Consider the following 25,621-nt stretch of genomic DNA (forward strand, 5'->3'; position numbering starts at 1 on the left):
TTACCTGCTGGTTGACTTCAATTCATTGATGATAAATTTAATAAACAATGTCATCACAAAAACAAGCCAGCCGGCGGTGGCCAATATATTGAACAGCAGGATTTTCGGCGGCACCCAGGTATTGCCGAGTAACGCTTCAAGCAGAACATGCAGAAACAAGGTTAAAAGCAAGGGAAGGGCGAGGATATGCATCCACATGTCAGTGCGTCGCTTGCGCACATGGTAGCGGCGCAACAATATTCGTAATGGACGATGTGCCCAGCAGACCAGAATAAGCGCACCCACTATCGACATGGCGGCAAGCGAAAATTCAGGGCTGCCCCGGGAAACCGAAAAGCTTATCGACCAGGCAAGACTAAGCCAGATCAACCCTTCAATACTTGCGGCCAGGTCGGCAAAACGGCGCACCTTGGGCATAGTTCTCATTTTCCTGTGATGACATTTGCAGCGGCATGATACGTCAATTGACACTCAGTTGTCGGCGGCTGTGCTCACTTGATTTATCCTGTGGGGAGATTGGTTATACTGGCAGTCTTATTTACCTTCAGCACAGGATCTCACGTGGACTCGATTACTTTGACGCGCCCGGACGATTGGCATTTACACCTTCGAGATGACGCGGCCTTGGCGTCGGTAGTGGGGCATACGGCTGCTCAGATGGGGCGGGCCATCATCATGCCCAATCTCAACCCTCCGGTCACCACCACCGAACAGGCGATGGCATATCGTCAGCGGATTGTAGATGCATTGCCTGCAGGGGCCGGATTTGAACCCTTGATGACGCTGTATCTCACCGATACCACCACCCCAGAAGAGATCGAACGCGCAGTGGCGAGCCCGCATGTGCATGCTGTCAAACTGTATCCGGCAGGCGCCACCACCAATTCAGCGTCGGGAGTGACGGACCTGCGCCATTGCGATGCAGCAATTGCAGCCATGGCGCGCCTGGGCTTGCCGTTGCTGGTGCATGGTGAGGTGACGGATGCCGATATTGATATCTTTGACCGAGAAGCCGCCTTTATCGAGCGCGTCATGAAGCCGCTGATGGAGCGTCACCCCACGCTCAAGGTGGTCTTCGAGCATATCACGACCCGTCAGGCGGCCGAGTTTGTGAGCGAGGCTCCTGCCAATGTCGCTGCCACCATTACCGCACATCATTTGTTATTCAACCGCAATCACATGCTGGTAGGCGGGATAAGGCCGCATTATTACTGCTTGCCCATTCTCAAGCGTGAGCAGCATCGTCAGGCGTTGTTGGCAGCGATTGCCTCCGGCAGCAGCAAGTTCTTTCTGGGAACCGATAGCGCGCCCCATGCGCAGGGTGACAAGGAAGCGAGTTGTGGTTGTGCGGGGGCCTATACAGCACCGGCAGCACTCGAGTTGTATGCCATGGCATTTGAACAAGTGAATGCGCTGGATAAACTCGAAGGATTCGCCAGCCATCACGGCCCGGATTTCTACGGCTTGCCACGCAATACAGGGCAGGTAGTCTTGAAGCGGGAAAGCTGGACGTTGCCTGAGAGCTATGCGTATGCCGAAGGTCAACGCATCGTGCCACTGCAGGCAGGCCAGGCATTGGCCTGGAGATTGCAGGCGCAATAAAGCAAAACTAGGTGCAGTCCGTCAAAAGGGGATGAGACATGGTCTCATCCCCTTTTTTCTAGATGCCATCTGAAGAACCGCTGATTATTGAGAGAAAACCTCAGGCTGAGAGACGCTGTAACATCACATCCACCATGCGAGAGGAATGATCGGCGGCAACGCTCAGGAACTGCTCGAAAGAAAGGTGGTTATCGCCGTCTCCCGGAATATCGGAAAGCGCTCGAATCACCACGAAAGGGCAGTCGAACATGAAGCAGGTTTGCGCGATGGCAGCAGCTTCCATTTCAACGGCGAGCATGTCGGGAAACTGGGCGCGCGTTGCCTCAACCCGAGCCGGGTCAGCCATGAAAGCATCGCCGGTGGCAATCAAACCTTCGCGCACCTGGACTTCGCCCAGGATATCGATGGCGCTTCTGGCCACGTTGATCAAGTTCGAATCCGCCGGGTAAGCGGCCGGCATGCCGGGTACCTGGCCGATTTCATAGCCGAAGACCACGGCATCCACATCATGGTGGCGCACTTCACTCGAGATGATGATATCGCCAATTTCAAGGTCGGTGGCGAATCCCCCGGCCGAGCCGGTGTTGATGATGGCATCAGGGCTGTGGCGTTCCAGAAGAAGCGCAGTGGCGACCGCGGCGTTAACTTTACCGATACCCGATTGCAGTACTACGATCTCCAGGCCATGGCGTGTGCCGACATGAAAAATCAGGCCGGCATGTTCATAGGTCTGCGAGTTTTCCAGCTGGCGGGCAAGCTGTTCCACTTCCTGCGCCATGGCGCCAATGATGCCAATGCGTTTCACCTTTCTCTCCCTTCCCAGGTAGTTGCCCTCAGGCAAAGACATTTTTCCATTCATTACGCCCGGCGAGAAACTCGCGAGCAATCGCTTTGGCGCCTTCCAGGCTGTGGCTTGCGGCCCAGCCACACTGCATTTCGTTACATGCCGGCACCTCTTCCGCCTCAAGGACATCGTTCAATGTCTTTTCCAGCAGATTGAGAGTGTCGTCATAATCGTCATGGTTGATCAATGAGACGTAGAAGCCGGTCTGACAGCCCATTGGGCTGATATCCACCACTTTATCGGTATGGTTGCGAGACAGCTCCGCAAGCAGATGCTCCAGGGAGTGCAGTGCTGGCATGTCCATGTGGGCCTTGTTGGGCTGACAGATACGCATGTCGTATTTGTAAATTTCGTCACCATGCTGACCGGCCTTGACGCCGGCAAGGCGCACATAGGGCGCCTTGACCTTGGTGTGATCCAGGTTGAAGCTTTCCACATTCATCTGTTTATCGGTCATCAGAATTCTCCGTCAGAGTGAGCGGCCGCCTTTGTGCAGACCACAAAGTCACAGCTTAGCCCTGTTGCATGGCGTCGTGGTCTTCTGCCGCATATAAGGTGTTTTCCAGCAGTGTCGCCACCGTCATGGGACCTACGCCTCCGGGGACCGGGGTAATGAACCCGGCACGCTGAGAGGCCTGCTCGAAATCCAGGTCCCCTTTGAGTGAGCCGTCTGCGCCGCGATTGATGCCCACATCGATGACGATAGCCCCCGGCTTGATCCATTCGCCTTTGACAATCCCGGGTTTGCCTACGGCCACCACGACTAGGTCCGCCCGAGCGACATGGGCTTCGAGGTTGCGCGTGAAACGATGACAGACAGTCGTGGTGCAGCCGGCTAGCATCAGCTCCAGTGCCATGGGGCGGCCGACAATATTTGAGGCACCGACTACCGTGGCATCCAGACCGCGCACAGCAATATCGCTTCTTTCAAGGAGGGTCATGATGCCCTTGGGGGTACAGGGGCGCAAGGCGGGCATCCGTTGAGCCAGGCGGCCCAGATTATACGGATGAAACCCATCGACATCCTTGTGGGGCAATATGCGCTCGAGGATCGAGCTTGCCTCGAGATGCGGCGGCAGAGGTAGTTGTACCAGAATGCCGTCTACGGCGGGGTCGGCATTGAGTTGATCAATCAGCGCTTCAAGCTCATGTTGCGTCGTAGTTTCAGGCAGGGCGTGTTGAAAGGAATGAATGCCGGCTTGTTCGCAGGCGCGATGCTTGGTGTTGACGTATACCTGAGAGGCAGGGTCACCGCCGACAAGTACCACTGCCAAACCAGGAGTTCTGGCACCTGCCATACGGCGCGAGCGTATCTTCTCGGCAACCTGTTGGCGGACTTGGGCGGCAATGGCTTTGCCATCGATAAGCTGGGCGGTCATTAAGTCTTTTCCCCGTGACAGGACATGGTGTCTTGAAGCCGAATGCTACGGGCAATTTTCGCATGCAACGGCCTTAACTCAAAGCATCTAGAAAATAGCCACGCCATTGGCGCTTGACTCTAGAGGAGAAATCCGTAATATATGCCTCGCCTGAGCCAAGCAGCGTAGCCGGCTCAGGCAAGAAGATGTCGGGATGTAGCGCAGCCTGGTAGCGCGCCTGCTTTGGGAGCAGGATGTCGGGGGTTCGAATCCCTCCATCCCGACCACTACTGACAGAAAATCTGATAGATAAATGTTTTCTGGAAGTTTCGGTTGTGGTCAGGTGCTCATCACCATCAAGTGCGCCCATAGCTCAACCGGATAGAGCAACGGCCTTCTAAGCCGTAGGTTGCAGGTTCGATTCCTGCTGGGCGCGCCATCAATATTTGCTCATTGATAGCTCATCGGTTTCAGACCGCAGCTCAGTAACGGGAATAACCTATAAAGCGCTCTTGTCGCTTGATAGGCGGATTAAAGAAAGATCGCCATAGATGTGAGAATCATTGCAATGGTGGGTGTAGCTCAGTGGTAGAGCCCCGGATTGTGACTCCGGTGGTCGTGGGTTCGAACCCCATCATCCACCCCATGTTGCAACCTTGTTTGCAAGCAATATTTTTTACAGCTACGCGATAAAGCTTCAGGTAATGGTGGGTGTAGCTCAGCGGTAGAGCCCCGGATTGTGACTCCGGTGGTCGTGGGTTCGAACCCCATCATCCACCCCATTTGCCTCGAATGCTGAATATTTATGTCATCTCCCTTCTTGTTCTTCCTCTCCGTTAGTCTATCTCCTGTATAATGCAGCGCTTGCTTGCGGCATTTTTACGCATGGCCTGTGCATTGCCTTTGTGATTTCTATATCCTGATCACACAAAGCAATAGTCTGGGTAATTGATACTGATCTTCCCTTGAAATAACCCATATTGCCCCCATCTTGCGAGCATGGCGCTTGCCAGCATGCGTCAAGATTCTTAAAATTGCTCTCTTGAGCTTATTCAATGCAATCAACATAACGCCAGCCGGTAGAGGACAATTCATGCAAGTTTCCGTCGAGACGACCTCCCAGATTGAACGCCGTATCACTGTCCAGGTTCCGGCAGCAGAAATCGATGAAGCCGTCAACACCCGCTTGAAAGACACTGCGAAAAACGTTCGCTTGAATGGTTTCCGCCAAGGTAGGGTGCCGATGGCAGTGGTGCGTCAGCGCTACGGTCATGACGTGCGCAATGAAGTCGTGGGCGAAGTAATGCGTGAGCGTTATGTGAGTGCCATTACCGACGAAGGGTTGAACCCCGCTGGCTATCCGCAAATCGAAGCAAATGTTAACGAAGCGGGTAAAGATCTTGAGTTCGTGGCGACGATGGAGGTCTACCCCGTCGTGGAACTGGCTTCGATCGAAGGTGTCGAAGTGGAACGCCCGGTAGTAGAAGTCACCGAGGCGGATGTCGATGAAATGATTGAAACGCTGCGCAAGCAGAATGCTTCCTGGGAAGAAGTGAATCAGGCCGCCCAGGAAGGTGATCAAGTCACCATCGATTTCCAGGGTTTCATCGGCGATGAGCCATTCGAGGGCGGTAGCGCCGAAAACCATGATTTGATACTGGGCTCGGGTAATTTCATTCCAGGCTTTGAAGAACAGTTGGTCGGCGCCAAGCCGGGTGATGAAAAAGAGATCACCGTGACGTTCCCTGAGGACTATCAGGCAGAGCAACTGGCAGGCAAAGAAGCCACCTTCAAGGTCAAGGTGCATAAAGTCAGCACCCAAGCCTTGCCGGAAATTGATCAGGAATTCATTCAGCGTTTTGGCGTGGATGACGGTGACAAGGAAAAATTCCGCGCTGAAATCAAGAAGAACATGACCCGTGAGGCCTCTCAAGCGGTGGATAACCGAGTCAAGCAGCAAGTGCTTGATGCATTGAAGAAAGCCAACGAAATCCCGGTCCCCAGTTCGCTGGTACAGCAAGAAGTCGACGGCATGAAGCGCCAAGCTGCCCAGCAGTTTGGTTTAGGCGAAGAATTCGACGTCACTCAGCTACCCAATGAGCTTTTTGAAGAGCAGGCCAAAGGGCGCGTTCAAGTAGGCTTGTTGCTGGCGGAAGTAATCAAGATCAACGAGCTTGATGCTGACGATGAAGCCATCAAGGCCAAGGTGAAAGAGCTTGCCGAGCAGTATCAGGATCCCGAGGAAGTGGTCAATTACTACATGAATAACGACCAGCTAAAAACGCAGGTCAAATCCGCTATTCTTGAAGAAAAGGCCGTGGATAAACTGCTTGAGCAAGCTAGCCTCAAGGATGTTGAAATGTCTTATCAGCAAGCCTTGGCAGCGGCTCAGCAACAAGCTGAGCAGGACGAAGAAGCTGTTGAGGACGACGAGCAAGCCAGCGCCTGATCCAGCTGTAACGAGATGGCGCACCTGGAGGTTAGATAAAGTCTCTGTGGGTGTGCCTTCCCCTTATCGGACGCAAGGAATCACTGAATGAGTGAGTTTGATATTCAAAATGCCGGTGGCCTAGTGCCCATGGTGGTCGAGCAGAGCGCCCGGGGTGAAAGAGCCTACGATATTTATTCACGTCTGCTCAAAGAGCGTGTCATCTTTCTCGTTGGGCCGGTCGAAGACTACATGGCCAACCTGATCGTGGCGCAGCTGCTCTTTCTGGAATCGGAAAACCCGGATAAGGACATCCACCTGTATATCAATTCGCCAGGTGGCGGCGTGACCGCAGGTATGGCCATTTACGATACCATGCAGTTCATCAAGCCCGACGTTTCTACGGTATGTATCGGCCAGGCGGCCAGCATGGGTGCATTGTTGCTGGCAGGGGGTGCCCCCGAGAAGCGCTTCTGCCTGACGAATTCACGCATGATGATTCATCAGCCTCTGGGCGGTTACCAAGGTCAGGCATCCGATATCGAAATTCATACCCGCGAAATTCTGGGTATTCGTGATCGCCTGAACCAGATCCTGGCTCACCATACCGGCCAGGACATCGAGACTGTGTCACGTGACACGGATCGCGACAATTTCATGAGCGCGGAACAAGCCAGAGAGTATGGCTTGATAGATGCGGTACTGGATAAGCGACCCACATCCTGATAGCGTGAGGAAACTCCGCTTTTCCAACCAGCTTTTTCGGTGGCGCAAGCCACCGCAGTGACAGAGGTACGCGAATGGCCGACGGCAAAGGCAAGGACGAAGGCGGCAAGCTGCTTTACTGCTCGTTCTGTGGCAAGAACCAGAACGAAGTGCGCAAGCTGATTGCAGGCCCGTCCGTGTATATCTGCGATGAGTGTGTCGACTTGTGTAATGACATCATTCGCGAGGAAGTTCTCGAAGCCGATGCCGAGAGCGATGAAGAGCGTCTGCCTACTCCTCGCGAGATACGCCATACACTAGACGACTACGTGATCGGTCAGGATCGCGCCAAGATGGTGCTGTCCGTGGCGGTCTACAATCACTACAAACGGCTACGCAGTGGTGTCAAGGAAACTGATGTCGAGCTGGGTAAATCCAATATTCTCTTGATCGGCCCCACGGGCAGCGGCAAGACGTTATTGGCGGAAACAATGGCGCGTCTATTGAATGTGCCGTTTACCATTGCCGATGCCACTACCCTGACGGAAGCTGGGTATGTCGGCGAAGACGTCGAAAATATCATTCAGAAGCTGTTGCAGAAGTGTGACTACGACGTCGAAAAAGCCGAGCGCGGTATCGTCTATATCGACGAAATCGACAAGATTTCACGCAAGTCGGACAACCCCTCCATTACGCGTGACGTATCCGGGGAAGGGGTGCAGCAAGCGCTTCTCAAGCTTATCGAAGGCACGACCGCCTCCGTTCCGCCGCAAGGCGGCCGCAAGCACCCGCAGCAGGAGTTTGTCCAGGTCCATACGGGTAAAATCCTGTTTATTGTCGGCGGTGCCTTTGCCGGACTGGAAAAAGTCATCCGTGATCGCGCTGAGAAAGGTGGAATCGGTTTCAATGCCAGTGTTAAGAGCAAGGAATCTTCGCGGGGCGTGGGAGAGCTGTTGGCCGATGTCGAGCCGGATGATTTGGTCAAGTTTGGCCTGATTCCCGAGTTTGTCGGACGTCTGCCGGTGATTGCGACCTTGACGGAGTTGACCGAAGACGCCCTGGTGCAAATTCTGACGGAGCCCAAGAACTCCCTGATCAAGCAGTATGCCAAGTTGTTTGAGATGGAAGATGTGACGCTTGAGTTTCGTGAAGATGCCTTGCGTGCCGTAGCCATCAAGGCCATGGAGCGCAAGACGGGAGCTCGTGGATTGCGCTCGATCCTCGAATCGGTATTGCTGGACACCATGTATGAAATTCCTTCACTGGAAGGTGTCAGCAAGGTAGTTATCGATGCCTCGGTCATTGCAGGGGAAAGTGAGCCGTTGTTGATGTATGCGCAGCAGGAAGAAGAGCGGGTTGACGGCACTGATGGCTGAAGCTGGTGTACTCAGTTCGGCCTAGCTTTAACCGCTTGTGCCATATCAAGGGGTCGCCTAGGCGACCCCTTGCTGTTAGCTAGCATTTTCAAGTACCCATCCGATTTGTTGAGGAACGTCTGCGATGCAGCAGAACGCCGAACAGACACAATGTCTGCCCCTTTTGCCGTTGCGGGATGTGGTTGTATACCCGCAAATGGTCATGCCGCTTTTTGTCGGTCGTGAAAAATCGATCCAGGCGCTGGAAGCTGCCATGGCAGCCGACAAGCGTGTCCTGCTCGTCGCTCAGCGCGAAGCAGCGCAAGATGAACCGGATAATGCGGACCTGTACGCCATGGGAACCGTTGCCGACATCATGCAGCTGCTGAAACTACCCGATGGCACTGTCAAGGTGTTGATTGAAGGTAGCTTCCGTGCCGATGTGCTGGATATCGAAGAAAATGCCGAGGGATATACCCAGGCTCACCTGATGGCACGCGACAGTCATCCGCTGACCAGCCGTGAGCAGGAAGCCCTGGTGCGCGTATTGCTCAACCAATTCGAGCAATACGTCAAATTATCCAAGAAAGTGCCCAATGAAGTGTTGAATTCATTGGCTGGCATCGAAGATCCAAGCCGCCTGGTGGATACCATCTGTGCCCACCTGTCGCTCAAGATCGGCGATAAGCAGGAACTGCTCGAGATGGATCGGGTGCGTGATCGTATCGAGCACTTGATGGCGCTTATCGAGTCGGAAATCGACCTGCTTCAAGTCGAAAAGCGCATCCGCTCGCGCGTGAAAGAGCAGATGGAAAAGACCCAGCGTGAGTACTATCTCAATGAGCAGATGAAGGCCATCCAGAAAGAAATGGGTGAGCTGGACAATGTGCCCAATGAGACTGAGAAGTACGAACAGGCTATCCAGGAAGCGGGGATGCCCAAGGACGCCGAGGAAAAGGCCACCCAGGAGCTCAACAAGCTCAAGATGATGGCGGCTAACTCTGCCGAGGCGACAGTGGTGCGTACCTATCTGGATTGGCTGGTAGCCGTGCCTTGGAAAAAACGCACGCGCGTCAAGCATGATCTGGTCAAGGCGCAAAAGATACTCGATGAAGACCACTATGGTCTGGATGAGGTCAAGGCCCGCATTCTTGAGTACCTGGCGGTACAAAAGCGTGTGCGTAAGCTCAAGGGGCCTGTGTTGTGTCTGGTGGGTCCGCCTGGGGTAGGCAAGACCTCCCTGGGGCAGTCCATCGCTCGCGCGACCAATCGCAAGTATGTCCGCCTGGCGTTGGGCGGCGTTCGCGATGAATCGGAAATCCGCGGGCATCGCCGCACTTACATCGGCTCGCTTCCGGGTAAACTGATGCAGCGCATGACCCGTGCCAGCGTGAAAAATCCGCTCTTCCTGTTGGATGAAGTGGATAAGCTGGGCATGGATCACCGTGGCGATCCCGCTTCGGCGCTGCTGGAAGTGCTCGATCCGGAGCAGAACGATAAATTTAGTGATCATTATCTCGAGCTTGATTACGACCTCTCGGAAACCTTGTTCATCTGTACCGCCAACTCGATGAATATACCGGGTCCGCTGCTGGATCGTATGGAGATCATTCGGCTGCCGGGCTATACCGAGGATGAAAAACTGGCGATTGCCAAGCGCTATCTGCTGCCCAAGCAGCTTGAAGCCAATGGCCTGAAAAAAGACGAATTAAGCCTGGAAGACAGCGCTCTGCTCGAGCTGATTCGATATTATTCGCGTGAAGCCGGGGTGCGCGAGCTGGAGCGCCAGATTGCCAAGGTTTGCCGTAAGGTGCTGCGTGAACGTCTCGAACGTGAGCGTGACAAGGGTGACCTGTCCCCTCAAGTGCTGGGCGCAGAGCAGATAGAAGCGTATGCCGGTGTGCGCCGCTACAGCTACGGCTTGGCGGATCAGGAGGATCAGGTAGGCCGCGTGACGGGGCTCGCCTGGACCTCTGTGGGGGGCGAGCTCCTGTATATCGAGTCGGTGGTGACGCCTGGCAAGGGGCGCCTCAACAAGACCGGTTCCTTGGGCGATGTGATGAAGGAGTCGGTCAGTGCTGCCCAGACAGTGATGCGTGCCAGAGCCTTGAGCTACGGGATTGATCCGGAGCGCTTCGAGCATGAAGACCTGCATATCCACGTGCCGGAAGGCGCGACACCCAAGGATGGACCGAGTGCCGGTGTGGCCATGGTGACGGCCATGGTGTCAGCCTACACCAACCGTCCGGTGCGCTGTGACGTGGCCATGACCGGTGAAGTCAATCTGAGAGGGGAAGTGTTACCGATCGGTGGACTCAAGGAGAAATTGCTGGCGGCGCGTCGCGGTGGTATAAAGACGGTCTTGATTCCAGAGGAAAACCGTCGCGATCTCAAGGAAATACCCGAGAATATCAAGGAAGCATTGGATATTCGTCCGGTACGCTGGGTCGACGATGTTCTGGCGGTTGCGTTAGTTGAAAAAAACATGGACAACCATGCAGCTTCCAGTACTGAGGAAGTGTTTTCTTCTAAAGCAGTTGCGAGCACTCATTAGCGCTTTTTTCAAGAGCTCTTTAGTGCTTTTTTCAAGAGTTCTTTAGTTAAAGTTCTTCGTGTGAATGATCGAGATATAAGTGCCCAAAGCCTTGTGTGGCGGGCATTCCACGGCATGTTTTCTTGACAGAGGTTTCACCGCATTGCTATAAAATGCAGCTATGCTGTGATCGCCAAGTCGTCCGATTGTCATGCCGTTCAGAGCCATTTTTTGAAACAGTCAAGGGGTGAAGTGTGAACAAGTCCGAGCTGATTGAAGCCATTGCTGCATCTGCCGATATACCCAAAGCAGCAGCAACCCGCGCATTGGATGCCATGGTGGAGTCCGTCACCGATAGCCTCAAGAAAGGCGATAGTGTTTCCCTGGTAGGCTTTGGTACTTTCACCATCAAGGAGCGGGCAGCACGTACCGGCCGCAATCCGCAAACCGGACAGCCGATTGAAATCAGCGCGGCCAAGGTGCCAAGCTTCAAGGCCGGCAAGGCGTTGAAAGACGCCGTCAACTAATTGCGTACCTGTCGTCATGACTTTCATGGGCGCATCGCTTTTTAGCGATGCGCCCATGTCATTTATTGGCCTGAGGTTATCAGGTTTGTCACGTTTGGCTGTGTTTGCCCGAGGCTAGTATGCTGCAAAGTATTCGAGACCGCTCCAGAAGCTGGGGTGCCAAGATCATTATCGGTGTCGTGGTGGCTGCCATGGCACTTTTCGGCGTTGAATCCCTGTTTGGCTTGTTTGGCAGTGACCCTGAAGAGGTTGCCAGTGTGAACGGCCAGCCGATCATGCGTCAGCAGGTGGAACTGGAAGTGCAGCGAGCCCTGCGTTCGGGGCAGGTACCGCCGGAGCAGGAACGCGAACTGCGCAATCAGGTGTTGAATCAGCTGATTACCGAACGTTTGCTCAGGCAATATGCTGAAGAAGGCGGCTTATACGTATCAGACGAGCAGCTGGATCAGCTGATCGTCAGCCTGCCCGAATTTCAGGATCAAAGCGGTCGCTTTTCCGAGGAGCTGTTTCGTAATCGACTGTCGAGCGCTGGCTATACACCGCTATCGTTTCGCGATGAATTACGGGTCGACATCAAGCGTCAGCAACTCCAGCAAGGGTTGGCATTCAGTGAGTTCAGCTTGCCCAGCGAGCAGGAGCGGCTTGCTGAATTGCAACGTCAGCAGCGTAGTTTCCGCTATGTGACGCTGACCCCCGAGCAGCTCGAAGAAACGCCCTCTGTCAGTCAAGCGGAGCTTCAGGCGTATTATCAGGAGCATGCGCAACGCTTTCAGCGCCCGGAACAAGTCCGCCTGGAATATGTGCTGATTGATCGCGAAGCGATGGCAGAGGATGTCGAGATCAGCGAGGAACAGTTGCGTCAAGCCTGGCGTGAACAGACGGCTGACGCCGACCGTCGCGTCTCGCACGTCATGGTCACGTTCAATGGTGAGCGCAACCGTGAACAAGCGCGTGAAAAGATTGAAACAGCGCTTGAGGAGCTGGAAGAAGGCGAGTCGTTCAGCGATGTGGTGGCCAGGTATTCAGACGATACGGCCACTGTCGAAAGGGGCGGTGACCTCGGGGTTATCAGCCGCGGCTTCTTCGGCGATGCCTTCGATGAAGCTGCGTTTGACCTGGAGGTGGGAGAAGTCTCCGATGTGGTGGAGATGGATGGCGCCTTTCACTTGCTCAAGGTGACGGAGCTTGAGCGGCCAGCGTTTGAGGATATGCGTGAGACGTTGCATCGTGAGCTTGCCTTGCGCCAGGTGCGCGATGAGTTCAACCAGAAAGTTCAGCGGCTTATCGATGAAAGCTTTGCCGCCGATGATCTGGCAAGCGTTGCCGATGACCTTGGACTGACCTTGCACGAAAGCGACTGGTTGGCGCGCAATGAAGGGCAAGGCGTGCTGTCTGAACCCGGCGTCATGGAAGAAGCGTTCAGTAAAGACGTGCTGGAAGAGGGCTATAACAGTGAAGTCATCGAATTAGATGAAGATCGGCGCCTGGTGTTACGTGTGGCCGAACACCGTGATGCCACCCAGTTGCCCTTGGAAGAGGTTCGCTCGGAGGTGCAGGAGGCTGTCAGCGCTGAAAAACAGCAGCAGGCCCTGCATGAACAAGCTGAAGAGTACATCGAGGCGTTGCGTCAGGGGGAATCCTTGTCGCTGGATTGGCAGCAAGCTGAAAATGTCGGTCGCCAGACCGATAGCCAAGTGCCTCAGGCGGTGATTCAGGCGGCATTTCGTATGGCGCGTCCTGAGCAGGGCGAGTCTCGCTATGCACAGGTCGAGACACCTGACGGCGTCGCCGTGATTGCCCTGGAAAGCGTAAGCAGCGGTGACGTGGACCCGCAGATGGAAGCCTTTGTCGCGCGAATGGCCGAGCAGCTGCGCGCCCAGGGGGTGATTCAGGGCTTGCTCGAGGAGTTGCGTCAGGAAGCCGACATCGAACGGCGCTGAGCGGAAAAGAGCCCCGGAAAAGAGCACCGGAAAAAAGCAACGGCGTTGGGGATGAATTCCTCAACGCCGTTGCTTGTAGTGCGTTCTTCTTATTAAGGGGGTTCCTGCAACGGGAACTGCCTCAATTGCGGTTCGGGATGCGTGTCTTCAGAATCATCGATCACAATATCCCAACCGTATTCACGGCTCCAATCCCCCAGCACATAGCGTTTTGCCGGCATGCCCTCCACATGCAAGGCATGCACTTGAGGGCGGTGAGTATGGCCATGGATCATGCAGGCCACGCCGTAATGCGCCATGCTATCCACCACTTCTTGATGGGTGACATCCATGATGGCCTCGCTCTTGTCGGCGTTGGCTTCACCCGATTGCAAGCGCAGGCTCTTGGCAAGCGCCAGACGCTGGTCAAGCGGCAAGGCCAGTATCTGAGCCTGCCAGGCGGGATTGCGCGCCTGCTCACGAAATGCCATATAGGCTTCATCCCGGGTACATAAGCTGTCCCCGTGACGCAGCAGCAGGGGGGTGCCCTGTAGCTCCATATAGGCCGGATCCTGAAGCAAGGTAGCGCCACAGGCCTGGATGAAACGATCGCCCAGCAAGAAATCACGGTTCCCGTGCATCAGGAAAACCCGAGTGCCGTTATCGGTAAGCTCACGCAACCCCTGGATCACTTCATGAGCGATGTCGGCCAATGGCATGCCGGCCTGGTCAAGAAGGTCATCGCCGATCCAGGCGTCGAATAGATCTCCCAGGATGAACAGGGATTTTGCACCGCAGGCGGTCTGTTGCAAGTAACGCAGCAACCCCCGAGTGACCTCGGGAGCATCGGTGTTAAGGTGCAGGTCGGAGATGAACAGGGTGCGCATAAACTCTCCGGTGTTATTCGGCTTTTCCGGCACCGTTGTCATCATCTTCCTTCACATAAGCGCGCTCGATAACGACATCCTCGGCGGGAACGTCCGCATGCATGCCGCGCCGGGTCGTCTTGACCGAGCGAATCTTGTCAACCACATCCATGCCGTCGACAACTTCGCCGAACACCGTGTAGCCCCAGCCCTGTAGACTCTTGCCACTGTGATCCAGGAAGCTGTTATCGTTGATGTTGATAAAGAACTGGGCGGTGGCGGAGTGAGGATCCTGAGTGCGTGCCATGGCAACCGTTCCCAGGGTATTCTTGAGGCCACTGTCGGCTTCGTTTTCGATAGGGTCGCGTGTCGGCTTCTGGTTGAAGTCCTTGTCGAACCCGCCGCCCTGAATCATGAAGCCGTCGATGACACGATGAAACAGCGTATTGTCGTAGAAGCCATCGCGCACATATTGCTCAAAGTTGGCGGCCGTCACGGGGGCTTTTTCATGATTGAGGGCGATGGTGATATCACCATAATTAGTCTGTAGTACGATCATCGATAAATTCCTGTTCAATAAAGGCATTCGCCTTGGCGCTGTGTAGGGGCGTCACGTTATAATAGCGGTTTTGCCTTGAACCGCGAAGTCCGCCATTGTCGAACACTCCTGACATATCGTCCAGCCGGACAACTGGCACGCCATTCACTACGAGCCATGAGGTTTTTGACATAACCATGACCACCGAAACCACCGCTGCGCCGAATTTCATTCGCAACCAGATACGTGAAGAGATCGAGGCCGGTAAGCTCACCAAGATCGTCACGCGTTTTCCGCCGGAGCCCAACGGCTTCTTGCATATCGGCCATGCCAAGTCGATTTGCCTGAATTTCGGCCTGGCCGAGCAGTTTGGTGGTGACTGTCATTTGCGTTTTGATGATACCAACCCGGCCAAGGAAGAACAGGCCTACATCGATGCGATCAAGGAAGACGTAAGATGGCTAGGCTTTCAATGGGCCGGCGACGTGCGCTTTGCCTCCGATTATTTCGATCAGTTATACGCCTGGGCGCAACACCTGATCCGTGAAGGCAAGGCCTATGTGGACGATCTTTCCCCCGATGAAATTCGTGAATATCGCGGCACCCTGACCGAACCGGGCAAGCCGAGCCCTTATCGTGAGCGCAGTGCCGAGGAAAACCTCGATTTGCTCGAGCGTATGCGCCTGGGAGAATTTGCCGAAGGTGGGAAAGTGTTGCGCGCCAAGATCGATATGGCCGCGCCCAACATCAATTTGCGCGACCCCATCCTTTATCGCGTGCGTCATGCGCACCACCACCAGACCGGTGATGCCTGGAAAATTTATCCCTCCTATGATTTCACGCATGGTCAATCCGATGCGCTGGAGGGCGTCACGCATTCGGTATGTACGCTGGAATTTGAAGACCATCGCCCATTGTACGAATGGTTTCTGGATAACCTGCCGGTACCGGCCCGGCCACGCCAGATCGAATTTGCCAGGCTCAACCTGAATTACACCCTGACCTCCAAGCGCAAGCTCAAGCTGCTGGTGGATGAAGACATCGTGGATGGCTGGGATGACCCGCGCCTGCCGACGATCTCGGGCATGCGTCGCCGAGGCTACACCCCCGCCTCGATTCGCAAGTTCTGCGACATGATCGGCGTGACCCGTGCCGATGGCGGCCTGGTGGATATCGCCATGCTGACTCATGCGATTCGCTCGGACCTTGAAGATAACGCCCAGCGCGCCATGTGCGTGCTCAAGCCCTTGAAGGTGGTCTTGACCAACGTCGCGGAAGACCACGAAGACGTCTATGAAGTGCCGGGGCATCCCGCTCGCGAAGACATGGCGGTACGACAAGTGCCGTTCAATCGGGAACTCTGGATCGACGCTGATGATTTCATGGAAGAGCCGCCCAAGAAATTCTTCCGCCTGGCGCCTGGCAAGGAAGTCCGTCTGCGTAACAGCTATGTGATTCGCTGCGATGAGGTAATCAAGGACGACGCCGGCGAGATCCAGGAACTGCATTGCTCGGTGGATTTCGACACCCTGGGCAAGAACCCGGAAGGGCGCAAGGTCAAAGGGGTGATTCATTGGGTCAGCGCCAAGCATGGTGTGCCCCTGGAAGTGCGCCTGTACGACAACCTGTTCATGGTGGAACAGCCCGATCGTGACAAGGACGCGGATTTTCTGGAGCACCTCAACCCGGACTCCCTGAGGGTCTGTCAGGCCATCGGTGAGCCGAGCTTGGCCGAGGCGTTGCCCGAAGCGCGTTTCCAGTTCGAGCGGGTAGGCTACTTTTGCGCCGATCGCCACGACTGCGTCAATGGCAAGTTAGTGTTCAACCGGACGGTGGGTCTCAAGGATAGCTGGGCCAAGATCAAGAAGAAGGGCTGAGAGGGGTAACGCAGTATGCAGATTTACAATACGTTGACGCGCCGCAAGGAACCCTTCACGCCCATCGAACCGGGTAAGGTGCGCATGTATGTGTGCGGCATGACCGTTTACGACTACTGTCACCTGGGCCATGCCCGGGTCATGGTGGCGTTCGATGTCATCTCGCGTTACTTGCGTGAACGTGGCTTTGAAGTGACCTATGTGCGCAATATCACCGATATCGACGACAAGATTCTCAAGCGGGCAAGCGATAACCAGGAAAGTATCACGGCGCTGACCGAGCGCATGATCGAGGCGATGCATGAAGATGAAGCCCGCCTGAAGGTGCTGCCCCCGGACATAGAGCCACGCGCCACCGGCTATATCGATGACATCATCGCCATGATTGAAACCTTGATCGCCAAGGGTTTTGCCTATGCGGCGGATAACGGTGATGTCTATTATCGGGTTCGCAAGTTCGAAGGTTACGGCAAGCTCAATAACCGCGATCTGGATGCCATGCGTTCGGGGGCCCGTGTCGACGTGGACGTCCACAAGGAAGATCCCCTGGATTTTGTGTTGTGGAAAGCGGCCAAGCCGAGTGAAGCCAGCTGGTCCTCGCCCTGGGGAGACGGGCGTCCCGGCTGGCATATTGAATGCTCGGCGATGTCCACCTGCTGCCTGGGCGATACCTTCGATATTCACGGAGGCGGCCCGGACCTGACATTTCCGCATCATGAAAACGAGATAGCGCAGAGCGAAGCCGCCACCGGTAAGCCCTACGTGCACACCTGGATGCACGCCGGCGCGGTGCGGATCAATCACGAGAAAATGTCTAAATCGCTGGGTAATTTTTTTACCATCCGCGAGGTGCTGGCGCATCACGACCCGGAAGTGGTGCGCTACCTGCTGGTGGCCAGCCACTACCGCAGCCCGATCAACTACACCCCGGAATCGCTGTCGGACGCGCGCAAGTCCCTGGAACGTTTCTACAACGCCCTTGAAGGCGTGGTCCTGGAAGATACCCAGGTCGAAGAGCAAGACTTGCCACCGCGCTTTTTCGAGCGCTTCGTTGCCTCCATGGACGACGACTTCAATACGCCGGAAGCGCTTTCCGTGATGTTCGATCTGGCCCGCGAACTGAACCGTGCCAAAAAGGAAGACCCGCAAAACGTCCCAGTGCTAGCGTTCGAGCTCAAGCGCTTGGGAGGAATACTGGGATTGCTGCAACAGGTGCCGGAAGACTTTCTCAAAGGCCAATCGGCAGCACTTTCTCTGCCCGAGAAAGAAATCGAAGCCAGGATCGTCGCACGTGCCGAGGCCAAGAAAGCCAAGGATTTTGCCAAGGCAGATGCAATCCGCGATGAGCTCGCAGCCCTGGGCATCGTGCTCAAGGATTCTCGCGAAGGCACCACCTGGGTGGTGGAAGCACCTGATACAGAAGCACCTGATACAAGCGCCTGATACAAGGGCCTGATACAAGCAACCACAACTACTTGACGGAATTGCTTGCTACAGGAAGTCTGACATCAACGCATTCGGCTCTTATACTCGAATGACATCTCACAGCCTAAGGTGGTACTTGCCATGTTGTTTTTCGCCAAGCCATTGACCTCACTCCTTGCCATCACGGCGTTGAGTGTGGGATCCGCCCATGCCGAGGAACCCGTCTCGGTATCTTCCAAGATCGATACCGAAGGCGCCGTCCTGGGACAATTGGTTCTGCAGACCCTGGAGCGAGGCGGTATACCCACGCAAAATCGGCTGCAGCTGGGGAGCACCAGCGTGGTAAGGGGAGCGCTGATGGCGGGAGAAATAGATATCTATCCGGAGTACACCGGCAACGGGGCTTTTTTCTTCGACATGACCGGCAGCGATATCTGGCACGATGCCGACCAAGCCTATGAAACCGTGCGTGAGAAAGACGCGGAAAATGACCTGGTCTGGTTGACACCCGCCGACGCCAATAACACCTGGGCGATAAGCGTACGTGGCGAGCTGGCGCGGGAACATGACTTGCAAACGCTTGAGGATCTGGCGACCTATCTGGAAGAGGACGGTGACTTCAAGCTGGCCGCCAGTGCCGAATTCGTCGAGTCGGAGCAGGCGCTGCCGGCATTCCAGCAGGCCTATGGGTTTGAATTGGGACCGGATCAGCTCCTGGTGCTTTCCGGAGGCAATACGGCAGCCACCATGCGTGCGGCGGCCCAACAGACCAGTGGGGTCAATGCTGCGATGACCTATGGCACCGACGGGGGCCTCAAGGCGCTGGATCTGGTGGTGCTGGAAGACTCGCTTGGCGTCCAGCCGGTTTACCAGCCGGCACCGGTGGTCCGCGAAAGCACCCTGGAGCGTTATCCTGAGATCGAAACCCTCCTGGAAGAAGTGTTTGTAACGCTCGACCTTGAAACCTTGCAGTCATTGAATGCCGACGTGGCAGTCAATGGCCTGCCTCCCGCCCAGGTAGCAACCGAGTATCTCGATACCCTGAGTCGCTAATGTCGTTGAAAGACCCCCTGCCGGTCGCTAAGGGCCGGCTTTGCTGGTTTTCGCCTAACTGGGTGCTCCTGCTATTGAGCACGCTCGCCCTGGGGGCCTTTCTGGGCCTGGAAATCGTCAGTGTGGCGCCCAACCGAATCGTTTCCGGTACAGGATACCCTGTGTTTAGCGCCCTGGGTTGGCCGGGCACCTTGCTCGGGGCGGGGCTGATCCTGGCGCTGATTGGCCTGAGTTGCATGGCTGATCAACGCCATTACCGGGGCGCCTACAGGGCGATGCTGGCAATTGTCATGGCGCTGCTCGGCTTGATGCCCTTCGCCTTGATGGTCGCCATTCACCGCCTGGTGGATAGCGACTTGCCCCAGGCGCGCCTCGGCATTGGCGCGGGTTTCTGGGTGACGCTTTTCGTCCTGCTGCTGGCACTGGTCGAGCTTCGCACACGCTTGGCATTGGCGCGCATCTGGAGCTGGAGCCTGCTGATACCCATCGGCCTGTTATGGTGGCTATGCCTGAGTCTGTGGCTTGAACCCCTGGCATTGATGCGCGAATACCACAGCCGCAGCGAGCAGTTTTTCACGGCCTTTCGTCAACACCTTGAACTGGTAGGCACGGCGGTAGGCATCAGCCTGATGCTAGGCATGGGGCTGGCCCTGCTCATGCGCCGCTACCCCGGGGGCCAAAAAGCGGCCTTCGCTGTGCTCAATTTCCTGCAGACCATTCCCAGCCTGGCGCTGTTCGGGCTGCTGCTTGCCCCTCTCGCCTGGCTTGCTGCCAATGTGCCGCTAGCCGCCTCCCTGGGCATCAGTGGGATTGGCTGGGCCCCCGCCCTGGTGGCCCTGGTGGCTTATAGCCTGTTGCCCATGGTGCGCAATACCTTTATTGCCCTTGAGGAGGTCAGCCCGGCGGTGATCGATGCCGCTCACGGTATGGGCATGAGCACGCGGCAGGTATTTTTGCAGGTGCGCTTGCCGCTGGCGTTGCCGGTCATGCTTGAAGGGGTGCGTATCACCACCGTACAGGCTATCGGGCTGACCACGGTGGCGGCGCTGATCGGTGCCGGTGGCTTTGGCACCTTCGTATTTCAAGGGCTGGGACAGGCAGCCATGGACATGGTCCTGCTAGGTGCGTTACCCATCTTGTTGATGGCTTCTGTGGCAGATGCCTTGCTGGGCGCTGTCAGTGATTTCCTGCGCCCGGGAGGGGCGAAATGATTGAACTTTTCCATGTCACCAAGCGCTTTGGCGATGAGCTGGCCGTGGATGATGTTTCGCTGAAAATCGCCAAAGGCGATTTCTGCGCCTTGGTCGGTACCTCGGGCTGTGGCAAGTCCACCACCTTGCGCATGATCAACCGGTTGCTTGAACACACTGAAGGCAGAATTTCGCTGGATGGACAGGCAATCCGCGACTTCGATGCCGTCCAGCTGCGCAGGCGTATCGGCTACGTCATTCAAAGTACCGGCTTGTTCCCGCACTGGACGGTAGCCCGCAACATTGGATTGGTACCCCGATTATTGAAATGGCCGAGTGCAAAGGTGCATGCCCGTGTCGAGGAGCTCATGGACCTGCTGGGGTTACCGGAGGAAGAGTTTGCGCATAAGTTCCCGCATCAACTCTCGGGAGGGCAAGCGCAGCGCGTCGGAGTGGCCCGCGCCCTGGCAGCGGACCCCGATATTCTGCTGATGGATGAGCCGTTCGGGGCGCTTGACCCCATCACCCGGGAAAAACTCCAGGAAGAGCTGCGCGCCCTGCAAGCGCGCCTGCATAAAACCATCGTGTTCGTCACCCATGACATCGATGAAGCCCTGCAGCTGGCCAATCATCTGGTGGTCATGCGTGCCGGACGGGTGGTGCAACAAGGAACGCCGCTGGAGTTATTGCACAAGCCGGCGGACAAGTTCGTCGAATCCATGCTGGGGGGGGTCGAGCGAGGCTTGAAGCAGGCAGGGCTGGCCCGGGTGGCGGATCATATGCTGCCGCTCGGTTCGACCTTGCCCGCCGAGTCCCGCGTTCCCGGCAGCATGACATTGCGCCAGGCGTTATCCGTCATGCTGCGGGATCATACCGAACGCCTGACGGTGGTCGACCCTCATGAGAGGCCGGTGGGAGAGCTTTCGATGCGCAAGCTGATCCGTGAGTCCAAGGCGGATCAAGGGCATCAACGTGAGCACTAAGTCCGCCACCCACAACGCCCGCTCGCCGTGGCAACTGGGCATCCCTCTGGTATGGCTGTCGCTGCTAGGGCTTGCGGTGACGGGCATGGCTCAGCTGGAAGGCGTTTTCCGCTTGTTCGAGCCGGATGTTCGCAGTGTGATTTATAGCCGCGTCGATTTCAGCCTGCTGCTGGGGCGTCATCTGTTCGTGGTGGCCATTGCCGCCCTGGTGACCATTACGGTCGGCTTGGCCGCAGGCATTGCCGTGACCCGCAACAAGGGCCGGGATTTTCTGCCGTTGGTGTCCCAGTTAGCCTCGATAGGCCAGACGTTTCCGCCGGTTGCCGTGCTGGCGCTGGCGGTGCCGGTGCTGGGCTTTGGCACCTTGCCGATCATTGTCGCCTTGATGCTGTATGGGTTATTGCCGATCGTGCGCAATACGCTGACCGGTCTGCAGGAAGTGGATGCCGGGATCAAGGAAGCCGCCCAGGCGATGGGAATGACCAGCGGGCAGATCTTGCGCCAGGTAGAGTTGCCCATGGCAGCCCCGGTGATACTGGCAGGTATTCGTACGTCCGTGACCATCAATATCGCAACGGCGGCGCTGGGGGCAACGGTGGGGGCGAGTAACCTGGGCGACCCCATTATTGCCGGTATCGTCAATGGCAATACCGCCTATGTGGTGCAGGGCGCGCTCTTGATCGGCTTGTTGGCCCTGAGTGTGGACAGTACCTTCGAGCAGGTGCAACGCCGCTTGAAGGCTTATTGAATGCAAGGTTTGTTTCATGACAAAAATAAAATCTGATGACAAAAATAATGTTGCTGCGTTAGTGTTTAGTCTGTTGCGTTGACCTATGTTGGGGTAATCCTCTGGCATAATAGTAAATGACAGTCAACAATGCCCTCAAAAGGGGCAAAAGGATAACAACCATGACAACCCAGTATACCCATGAACCGGCATTCTTGACCGGTGACGAGTATTCCATTCCCACGTTCAGCCTGCTGGGGCCCGATGGGCAGCTTTATCCCGGCGCCCAGGCACCCGAGCTTGAGCGTGACCAGGCGCGGCGTATTTACCGTTCCATGTTGGCCACTCGCATCCTTGACGAGCGCATGCTTGCCGCTCAGCGCCAAGGGCGGCTGAGTTTCTATATGCAATGTACCGGCGAGGAAGCCGCGGTGATCGGGGCGGCCGCGGCCCTGGATGATGCCGACATGATCATGGCGCAATACCGTGAACAAGGTGCCCTGGTATATCGCGGTTTCAGCTTCGATGAATTCATGAACCAGCTGTTCGGTAATGAACTCGACTATGGCAAGGGTCGCCAGATGCCGGTGCATTACGGCTCTCGCAAACTGCATTACATGACCATCTCCTCACCGCTTGCCACCCAGATCCCCCAGGCCACCGGTTATGCCTATGGACAGAAGCTGGCAGGTGACGGTCAATGCACCTTGACCTTCTTTGGCGAAGGGGCCGCCTCGGAAGGCGATTTTCATGCCGCGCTCAACATGGCCGCCGTGCATGAAGTGCCGGTCATCTTCTTCTGTCGCAATAATGGCTATGCCATTTCCACGCCGGCGGTCGAGCAGTTTGCCGCCGACGGTATCGCGCCGCGTGCCTTCGGTTATCGCATGCACGTGATTCGTGTCGACGGCAACGATATCCTGGCGGTGTACCAGGCCACCCAGAAAGCCCGCCGCATTGCCGTGGAAAACAACAAGCCGGTGCTGATCGAAGCCATGACCTACCGCTCGGCAGCGCATTCGTCTTCCGATGACCCCTCCGGCTATCGCCTGAAGAAAGAAGAAGAGGAGTGGCGTGAAAAAGACCCGGTGCTGCGCATGAAGAACTGGATGCTGAATCAATCGTGGTGGAGCGAAGAAGAAGAGAAACAACTCCAGGAAAGCCTGCGCCAGGAAGTGCTTGAAACCATGAAGCGTGCCCAGAAACGTCCGGCGCCCGCCCTGGATACCCTGGTGAGTGATGTGTATGCCGAAATCACCCCGGCCTTGCAGCGCCAGTTCGACCAGCTAAAGACGCACATTCGCAAGTATCCCGATGCTTATCCCCGCGGGGCGCAGTCCCTGGATCCGGATGTCAGTGTCTCCACCATCGACCAGGGAGAATCATGACATGCCGACGATGAACCTCTTGCAAGCGATCAACAATGCCCTGGATATTGCCATGGCCGAAGACGAGAAAGTCATCTGCTTCGGTGAAGATGTCGGCATATTCGGTGGCGTTTTCCGGGCCACCAGCAACCTTCAGGGCAAGTACGGCAGGGCGCGCTGCTTCAATACGCCACTGGTGGAGCAGGGCATCATCGGCTTTGCCAACGGCCTCGCCGCCCAGGGCTCGGTGCCCGTGGCGGAAATTCAGTTTGCCGATTACATCTTTCCGGCGTTCGACCAGATCGTCAACGAAGCCGCCAAGTTCCGCTACCGTTCGGGCGATCTGTTCAACGTCGGTGGCCTGACGATTCGTACCCCCTACGGCGGTGGTATCCATGGGGGGCTTTACCACTCCCAGTCACCCGAGGCCTATTTTGCGCATACCCCGGGGGTAAAGATTGTCGTTCCGCGCAACCCTTACCAGGCCAAGGGGCTGCTGCTCGCGGCGATTCGCGATGCCGACCCGGTGATCTTCTTCGAGCCCAAGCGACTCTATCGCGCCTCGGTGGGCGAGGTGCCCGAAGAGGATTACCAGCTGCCTATCGGTGAAGCCGAGGTCCTCAAGGAAGGCACGGATATCACGCTGGTGGGTTGGGGTGCGCAGATGGAAGTGATCGACAAGGCGGTCGCTTTGGCTGAAGAGGCGGGTTTTTCCTGTGAAGTGATCGATTTGCGCAGCATCTCGCCTTGGGATACGGAAACGGTCGTGGAGTCCGTGCTCAAGACCGGTCGTTTGCTGATTACCCATGAAGCACCGCTTACCGGTGGCTTTGCCGGTGAAATTGCGGCGACGATACAAGAACGTTGTTTCCTGTACCTGGAATCGCCCATTGCTCGTGTGACAGGGCTGGATACGCCTTTTCCATTGTCGTTGGAAAAAGAGTACATGCCCGACCACTTGAAAATTTTTGAAGCGATTCGCCAAAGCGTTGAATTTTGACGCACACAGGAGAGAAACAATGAGCGATTTCATGCTGCCCGATATCGGCGAAGGTATTGTGGAATGTGAAGTGGTCGAGTGGCATGTCGCCGAAGGCGATGTGATCGAAGAAGACCAGCCCGTGGTCGAAATCATGACCGATAAGGCCCTGGTAGAAATAACCGCCCCGGAAGCCGGGCGCATCACAAGGCTTTATGTGCCCAAGGGTGAGATCGCCAAGGTTCATGCCCCCTTGTTCGGTTATCAGGCGGATGACGAAAGCAGCCAGGGCAAGGAAGAGGCGCAGGCAACCCCCACGCCGGCCGCTCCCCAGCAGCAGGAGCAGAAAACCCCGGCGGCGTCGGGCACCTCAATGCCTGAGCGCACGCCGGCGCCATCCTCTGAGCCACCGCAAGAGGCTTCTCAGCTCAGGCGCGGCGCCTTCGGCCGTGTGCCGGCAAGCCCGGCGGTACGCCGCCTGGTGCGTGAACACAATCTGGATCTTGAAGCGATTCCCGGCTCGGGCAAGGATGGCCGGGTATTGAAAGAAGACGTGCTGAATTTTGTCGAGCAGGGGCAGCCTGGCCAGGAAGCGGCGACTGCGGCGAGTGCGTCCCCCGTGGCAACCTCCGAAGAGGTGCGCGTGGAGCCATTGCGGGGCATTCGCGCCGTGATGGCCAAGCGGATGGTCGAATCAGCCACCACCATTCCGCACTTTCAGTACGGTGAAGAATTCGATATCACCGACTTGCTGGCGCTCAGGGCACGCCTCAAGCCCAGGATGGAAGCGCTGGGTGAACGCTTGACCCTGATGCCGTTCTTCATGAAAGCGATAGCCTTGGCGGCGGCGGAACACCCGATTGTCAATGCCCGCCTGAATGCGACCGCCGATGAAATCCATTACTACAGTGCCTGTAATGTGGGCATGGCGGTGGACAGCAAGGTGGGGTTGCTGGTGCCTAACATCAAGCAGGTCGAGACGTTGTCCGTGCTGGACATCGCCCGTGAAGTGGCACGCCTGACCAGCGCTGCGCGCGAAGGGCGCGTGGAGCAACGCGACCTGAAGGGCGGCACCATCAGCATTTCCAATATCGGCGCGCTGGGAGGCACCTATGCGTCACCGATCATCAATGCCCCGGAATCGGCGATCGTGGCGATCGGCAAGACCCAATGGCTGCCGCGCTTTGATGAAAAGGGTGAGGTGCAGCGTCGCGCCATCATGACCGCAACCTGGGCAGGCGATCATCGCCTGATCGACGGCGGTACCATCGCGCGCTTCTGTAATGCCTGGAAGGGCTACCTGGAAGCGCCGGAAACCATGTTGCTGCAATTGCGGTAAAAGAAA

Annotated in this window: 22 protein-coding genes and 4 tRNA genes; 20 read left to right on the forward strand and 6 right to left on the reverse strand. The window is 56.4% G+C overall.

Annotated elements, in window-relative coordinates:
• On the reverse strand, window positions 1-417 hold the full coding sequence (locus GPM19_RS09450) for a hypothetical protein (RefSeq protein WP_160418804.1): 417 nt from the start codon (window positions 415-417) through the stop codon (window positions 1-3).
• Window positions 418-561: 144 nt separating this feature from the next.
• Between GPM19_RS09450 and pyrC the strand changes: the two genes are divergently transcribed.
• Complete coding sequence (gene pyrC / locus GPM19_RS09455) at window positions 562-1,602, forward strand: dihydroorotase (RefSeq protein WP_160418805.1); 1,041 nt, start codon at window positions 562-564, stop codon at window positions 1,600-1,602.
• A gap of 100 nt (window positions 1,603-1,702) precedes the next feature.
• Here pyrC and mtnN read toward each other — a convergent pair whose 3' ends face one another.
• The 3 genes from mtnN to folD are packed head-to-tail and all read right to left on the reverse strand — an operon-like array spanning window position 1,703 to window position 3,825.
• Entirely contained in the window at window positions 1,703-2,407 is a 705-nt protein-coding gene (mtnN, locus tag GPM19_RS09460; protein ID WP_160418806.1) for a 5'-methylthioadenosine/S-adenosylhomocysteine nucleosidase, read from the reverse strand.
• Window positions 2,408-2,435: 28 nt separating this feature from the next.
• Complete coding sequence (locus GPM19_RS09465) at window positions 2,436-2,903, reverse strand: S-ribosylhomocysteine lyase (RefSeq protein WP_160418807.1); 468 nt, start codon at window positions 2,901-2,903, stop codon at window positions 2,436-2,438.
• Window positions 2,904-2,958: 55 nt separating this feature from the next.
• On the reverse strand, window positions 2,959-3,825 hold the full coding sequence (gene folD / locus GPM19_RS09470) for a bifunctional methylenetetrahydrofolate dehydrogenase/methenyltetrahydrofolate cyclohydrolase FolD (RefSeq protein ID WP_160418808.1): 867 nt from the start codon (window positions 3,823-3,825) through the stop codon (window positions 2,959-2,961).
• Between the two features lie 189 nt (window positions 3,826-4,014).
• Here folD and GPM19_RS09475 point away from each other — a divergent pair.
• The 10 genes from GPM19_RS09475 to GPM19_RS09520 all read left to right on the forward strand — a co-directional run bounded on the left by GPM19_RS09475 (window position 4,015) and on the right by GPM19_RS09520 (window position 13,292).
• Window positions 4,015-4,091, forward strand: a tRNA-Pro gene (locus tag GPM19_RS09475).
• A 75-nt stretch (window positions 4,092-4,166) separates the two neighbouring features.
• A tRNA-Arg gene (locus GPM19_RS09480) sits at window positions 4,167-4,243 on the forward strand.
• A 132-nt stretch (window positions 4,244-4,375) separates the two neighbouring features.
• Window positions 4,376-4,450 (forward strand) — tRNA-His (locus GPM19_RS09485).
• Window positions 4,451-4,511: 61 nt separating this feature from the next.
• Window positions 4,512-4,586 (forward strand) — tRNA-His (locus tag GPM19_RS09490).
• A gap of 311 nt (window positions 4,587-4,897) precedes the next feature.
• Window positions 4,898-6,253: a trigger factor gene (gene tig / locus GPM19_RS09495; RefSeq protein WP_160418809.1), complete on the forward strand. Its 1,356-nt coding sequence runs from the start codon at window positions 4,898-4,900 to the stop codon at window positions 6,251-6,253.
• An 87-nt stretch (window positions 6,254-6,340) separates the two neighbouring features.
• Window positions 6,341-6,958, forward strand: a complete 618-nt coding sequence (gene clpP / locus GPM19_RS09500; protein WP_160418810.1) for an ATP-dependent Clp endopeptidase proteolytic subunit ClpP — start codon at window positions 6,341-6,343, stop codon at window positions 6,956-6,958.
• A 74-nt stretch (window positions 6,959-7,032) separates the two neighbouring features.
• A complete protein-coding gene (gene clpX / locus GPM19_RS09505; protein ID WP_160418811.1) occupies window positions 7,033-8,313 on the forward strand; it encodes an ATP-dependent Clp protease ATP-binding subunit ClpX in 1,281 nt (426 codons plus the stop codon).
• 124 nt (window positions 8,314-8,437) lie between these two features.
• Window positions 8,438-10,846: an endopeptidase La gene (gene lon / locus GPM19_RS09510; protein ID WP_160418812.1), complete on the forward strand. Its 2,409-nt coding sequence runs from the start codon at window positions 8,438-8,440 to the stop codon at window positions 10,844-10,846.
• A 233-nt stretch (window positions 10,847-11,079) separates the two neighbouring features.
• Window positions 11,080-11,352, forward strand: coding sequence for a non-specific DNA-binding protein Hbs (hbs, locus tag GPM19_RS09515; protein ID WP_114485522.1), 273 nt, complete (start codon window positions 11,080-11,082; stop codon window positions 11,350-11,352).
• Between the two features lie 119 nt (window positions 11,353-11,471).
• Window positions 11,472-13,292: a SurA N-terminal domain-containing protein gene (locus GPM19_RS09520; protein WP_160418813.1), complete on the forward strand. Its 1,821-nt coding sequence runs from the start codon at window positions 11,472-11,474 to the stop codon at window positions 13,290-13,292.
• Between the two features lie 92 nt (window positions 13,293-13,384).
• Here GPM19_RS09520 and GPM19_RS09525 read toward each other — a convergent pair whose 3' ends face one another.
• Together GPM19_RS09525 and GPM19_RS09530 are read right to left on the reverse strand one after the other, a co-directional pair.
• Window positions 13,385-14,158: a UDP-2,3-diacylglucosamine diphosphatase gene (locus GPM19_RS09525; RefSeq protein ID WP_160418814.1), complete on the reverse strand. Its 774-nt coding sequence runs from the start codon at window positions 14,156-14,158 to the stop codon at window positions 13,385-13,387.
• Between the two features lie 13 nt (window positions 14,159-14,171).
• Window positions 14,172-14,696, reverse strand: a complete 525-nt coding sequence (locus GPM19_RS09530; protein ID WP_160418815.1) for a peptidylprolyl isomerase — start codon at window positions 14,694-14,696, stop codon at window positions 14,172-14,174.
• Between the two features lie 176 nt (window positions 14,697-14,872).
• Here GPM19_RS09530 and GPM19_RS09535 point away from each other — a divergent pair, with 176 nt between their 5' ends.
• The 9 genes from GPM19_RS09535 (at window position 14,873) to GPM19_RS09575 (ending at window position 25,615) form a co-directional block, all read left to right on the forward strand.
• Complete coding sequence (locus GPM19_RS09535) at window positions 14,873-16,552, forward strand: glutamine--tRNA ligase/YqeY domain fusion protein (protein WP_160418816.1); 1,680 nt, start codon at window positions 14,873-14,875, stop codon at window positions 16,550-16,552.
• Between the two features lie 15 nt (window positions 16,553-16,567).
• Window positions 16,568-17,995: a cysteine--tRNA ligase gene (cysS, locus tag GPM19_RS09540; protein WP_160418817.1), complete on the forward strand. Its 1,428-nt coding sequence runs from the start codon at window positions 16,568-16,570 to the stop codon at window positions 17,993-17,995.
• A gap of 123 nt (window positions 17,996-18,118) precedes the next feature.
• Window positions 18,119-19,030 (forward strand): glycine betaine ABC transporter substrate-binding protein OsmF, encoded by a 912-nt coding sequence (gene osmF, locus GPM19_RS09545; protein ID WP_160418818.1) that lies wholly within the window; start codon window positions 18,119-18,121, stop codon window positions 19,028-19,030.
• Window positions 19,030-20,241 (forward strand): ABC transporter permease, encoded by a 1,212-nt coding sequence (locus GPM19_RS09550; RefSeq protein ID WP_160418819.1) that lies wholly within the window; start codon window positions 19,030-19,032, stop codon window positions 20,239-20,241. Before osmF ends, GPM19_RS09550 begins: the two co-directional genes overlap by 1 nt.
• Window positions 20,238-21,203: an ABC transporter ATP-binding protein gene (locus GPM19_RS09555; protein ID WP_160418820.1), complete on the forward strand. Its 966-nt coding sequence runs from the start codon at window positions 20,238-20,240 to the stop codon at window positions 21,201-21,203. Before GPM19_RS09550 ends, GPM19_RS09555 begins: the two co-directional genes overlap by 4 nt.
• Complete coding sequence (locus tag GPM19_RS09560) at window positions 21,193-21,951, forward strand: ABC transporter permease (RefSeq protein WP_319928112.1); 759 nt, start codon at window positions 21,193-21,195, stop codon at window positions 21,949-21,951. Before GPM19_RS09555 ends, GPM19_RS09560 begins: the two co-directional genes overlap by 11 nt.
• A 161-nt stretch (window positions 21,952-22,112) precedes the next feature.
• Window positions 22,113-23,318 carry a thiamine pyrophosphate-dependent dehydrogenase E1 component subunit alpha gene (locus tag GPM19_RS09565; RefSeq protein ID WP_202114777.1) on the forward strand — a complete coding sequence of 402 codons (1,206 nt, stop codon included), beginning with the start codon at window positions 22,113-22,115 and terminating at the stop codon, window positions 23,316-23,318.
• A gap of 1 nt (window position 23,319) precedes the next feature.
• A complete protein-coding gene (locus GPM19_RS09570) occupies window positions 23,320-24,297 on the forward strand; it encodes an alpha-ketoacid dehydrogenase subunit beta (RefSeq protein WP_160418821.1) in 978 nt (325 codons plus the stop codon).
• 19 nt (window positions 24,298-24,316) lie between these two features.
• Complete coding sequence (locus GPM19_RS09575; RefSeq protein WP_160418822.1) at window positions 24,317-25,615, forward strand: 2-oxo acid dehydrogenase subunit E2; 1,299 nt, start codon at window positions 24,317-24,319, stop codon at window positions 25,613-25,615.
• The last annotated feature ends 6 nt before the right edge of the window (window positions 25,616-25,621 follow it).

It is taken from the genome of Vreelandella zhuhanensis (genome assembly GCF_009793355.1).
GTDB lineage: Bacteria > Pseudomonadota > Gammaproteobacteria > Pseudomonadales > Halomonadaceae > Vreelandella > Vreelandella zhuhanensis.

Excerpts from the sequence above, each read along its gene's own strand:
- GPM19_RS09450 (WP_160418804.1), bottom strand. The coding sequence starts at position 417 with ATGCCCAAGGTGCGCCGTTTTGCCGACCTGGCCGCAAGTATTGAAGGG.
- GPM19_RS09465 (WP_160418807.1), bottom strand. The coding sequence starts at position 2,903 with ATGACCGATAAACAGATGAATGTGGAAAGCTTCAACCTGGATCACACC.
- folD (WP_160418808.1), bottom strand. The coding sequence starts at position 3,825 with ATGACCGCCCAGCTTATCGATGGCAAAGCCATTGCCGCCCAAGTCCGC.
- tig (WP_160418809.1), top strand. The coding sequence starts at position 4,898 with ATGCAAGTTTCCGTCGAGACGACCTCCCAGATTGAACGCCGTATCACT.
- clpP (WP_160418810.1), top strand. The coding sequence starts at position 6,341 with ATGAGTGAGTTTGATATTCAAAATGCCGGTGGCCTAGTGCCCATGGTG.
- clpX (WP_160418811.1), top strand. The coding sequence starts at position 7,033 with ATGGCCGACGGCAAAGGCAAGGACGAAGGCGGCAAGCTGCTTTACTGC.
- lon (WP_160418812.1), top strand. The coding sequence starts at position 8,438 with ATGCAGCAGAACGCCGAACAGACACAATGTCTGCCCCTTTTGCCGTTG.
- GPM19_RS09520 (WP_160418813.1), top strand. The coding sequence starts at position 11,472 with ATGCTGCAAAGTATTCGAGACCGCTCCAGAAGCTGGGGTGCCAAGATC.
- GPM19_RS09525 (WP_160418814.1), bottom strand. The coding sequence starts at position 14,158 with ATGCGCACCCTGTTCATCTCCGACCTGCACCTTAACACCGATGCTCCC.
- GPM19_RS09530 (WP_160418815.1), bottom strand. The coding sequence starts at position 14,696 with ATGATCGTACTACAGACTAATTATGGTGATATCACCATCGCCCTCAAT.
- GPM19_RS09535 (WP_160418816.1), top strand. The coding sequence starts at position 14,873 with ATGACCACCGAAACCACCGCTGCGCCGAATTTCATTCGCAACCAGATA.
- cysS (WP_160418817.1), top strand. The coding sequence starts at position 16,568 with ATGCAGATTTACAATACGTTGACGCGCCGCAAGGAACCCTTCACGCCC.
- osmF (WP_160418818.1), top strand. The coding sequence starts at position 18,119 with ATGTTGTTTTTCGCCAAGCCATTGACCTCACTCCTTGCCATCACGGCG.
- GPM19_RS09550 (WP_160418819.1), top strand. The coding sequence starts at position 19,030 with ATGTCGTTGAAAGACCCCCTGCCGGTCGCTAAGGGCCGGCTTTGCTGG.
- GPM19_RS09555 (WP_160418820.1), top strand. The coding sequence starts at position 20,238 with ATGATTGAACTTTTCCATGTCACCAAGCGCTTTGGCGATGAGCTGGCC.
- GPM19_RS09565 (WP_202114777.1), top strand. The coding sequence starts at position 22,113 with ATGACAACCCAGTATACCCATGAACCGGCATTCTTGACCGGTGACGAG.
- GPM19_RS09570 (WP_160418821.1), top strand. The coding sequence starts at position 23,320 with ATGCCGACGATGAACCTCTTGCAAGCGATCAACAATGCCCTGGATATT.
- GPM19_RS09575 (WP_160418822.1), top strand. The coding sequence starts at position 24,317 with ATGAGCGATTTCATGCTGCCCGATATCGGCGAAGGTATTGTGGAATGT.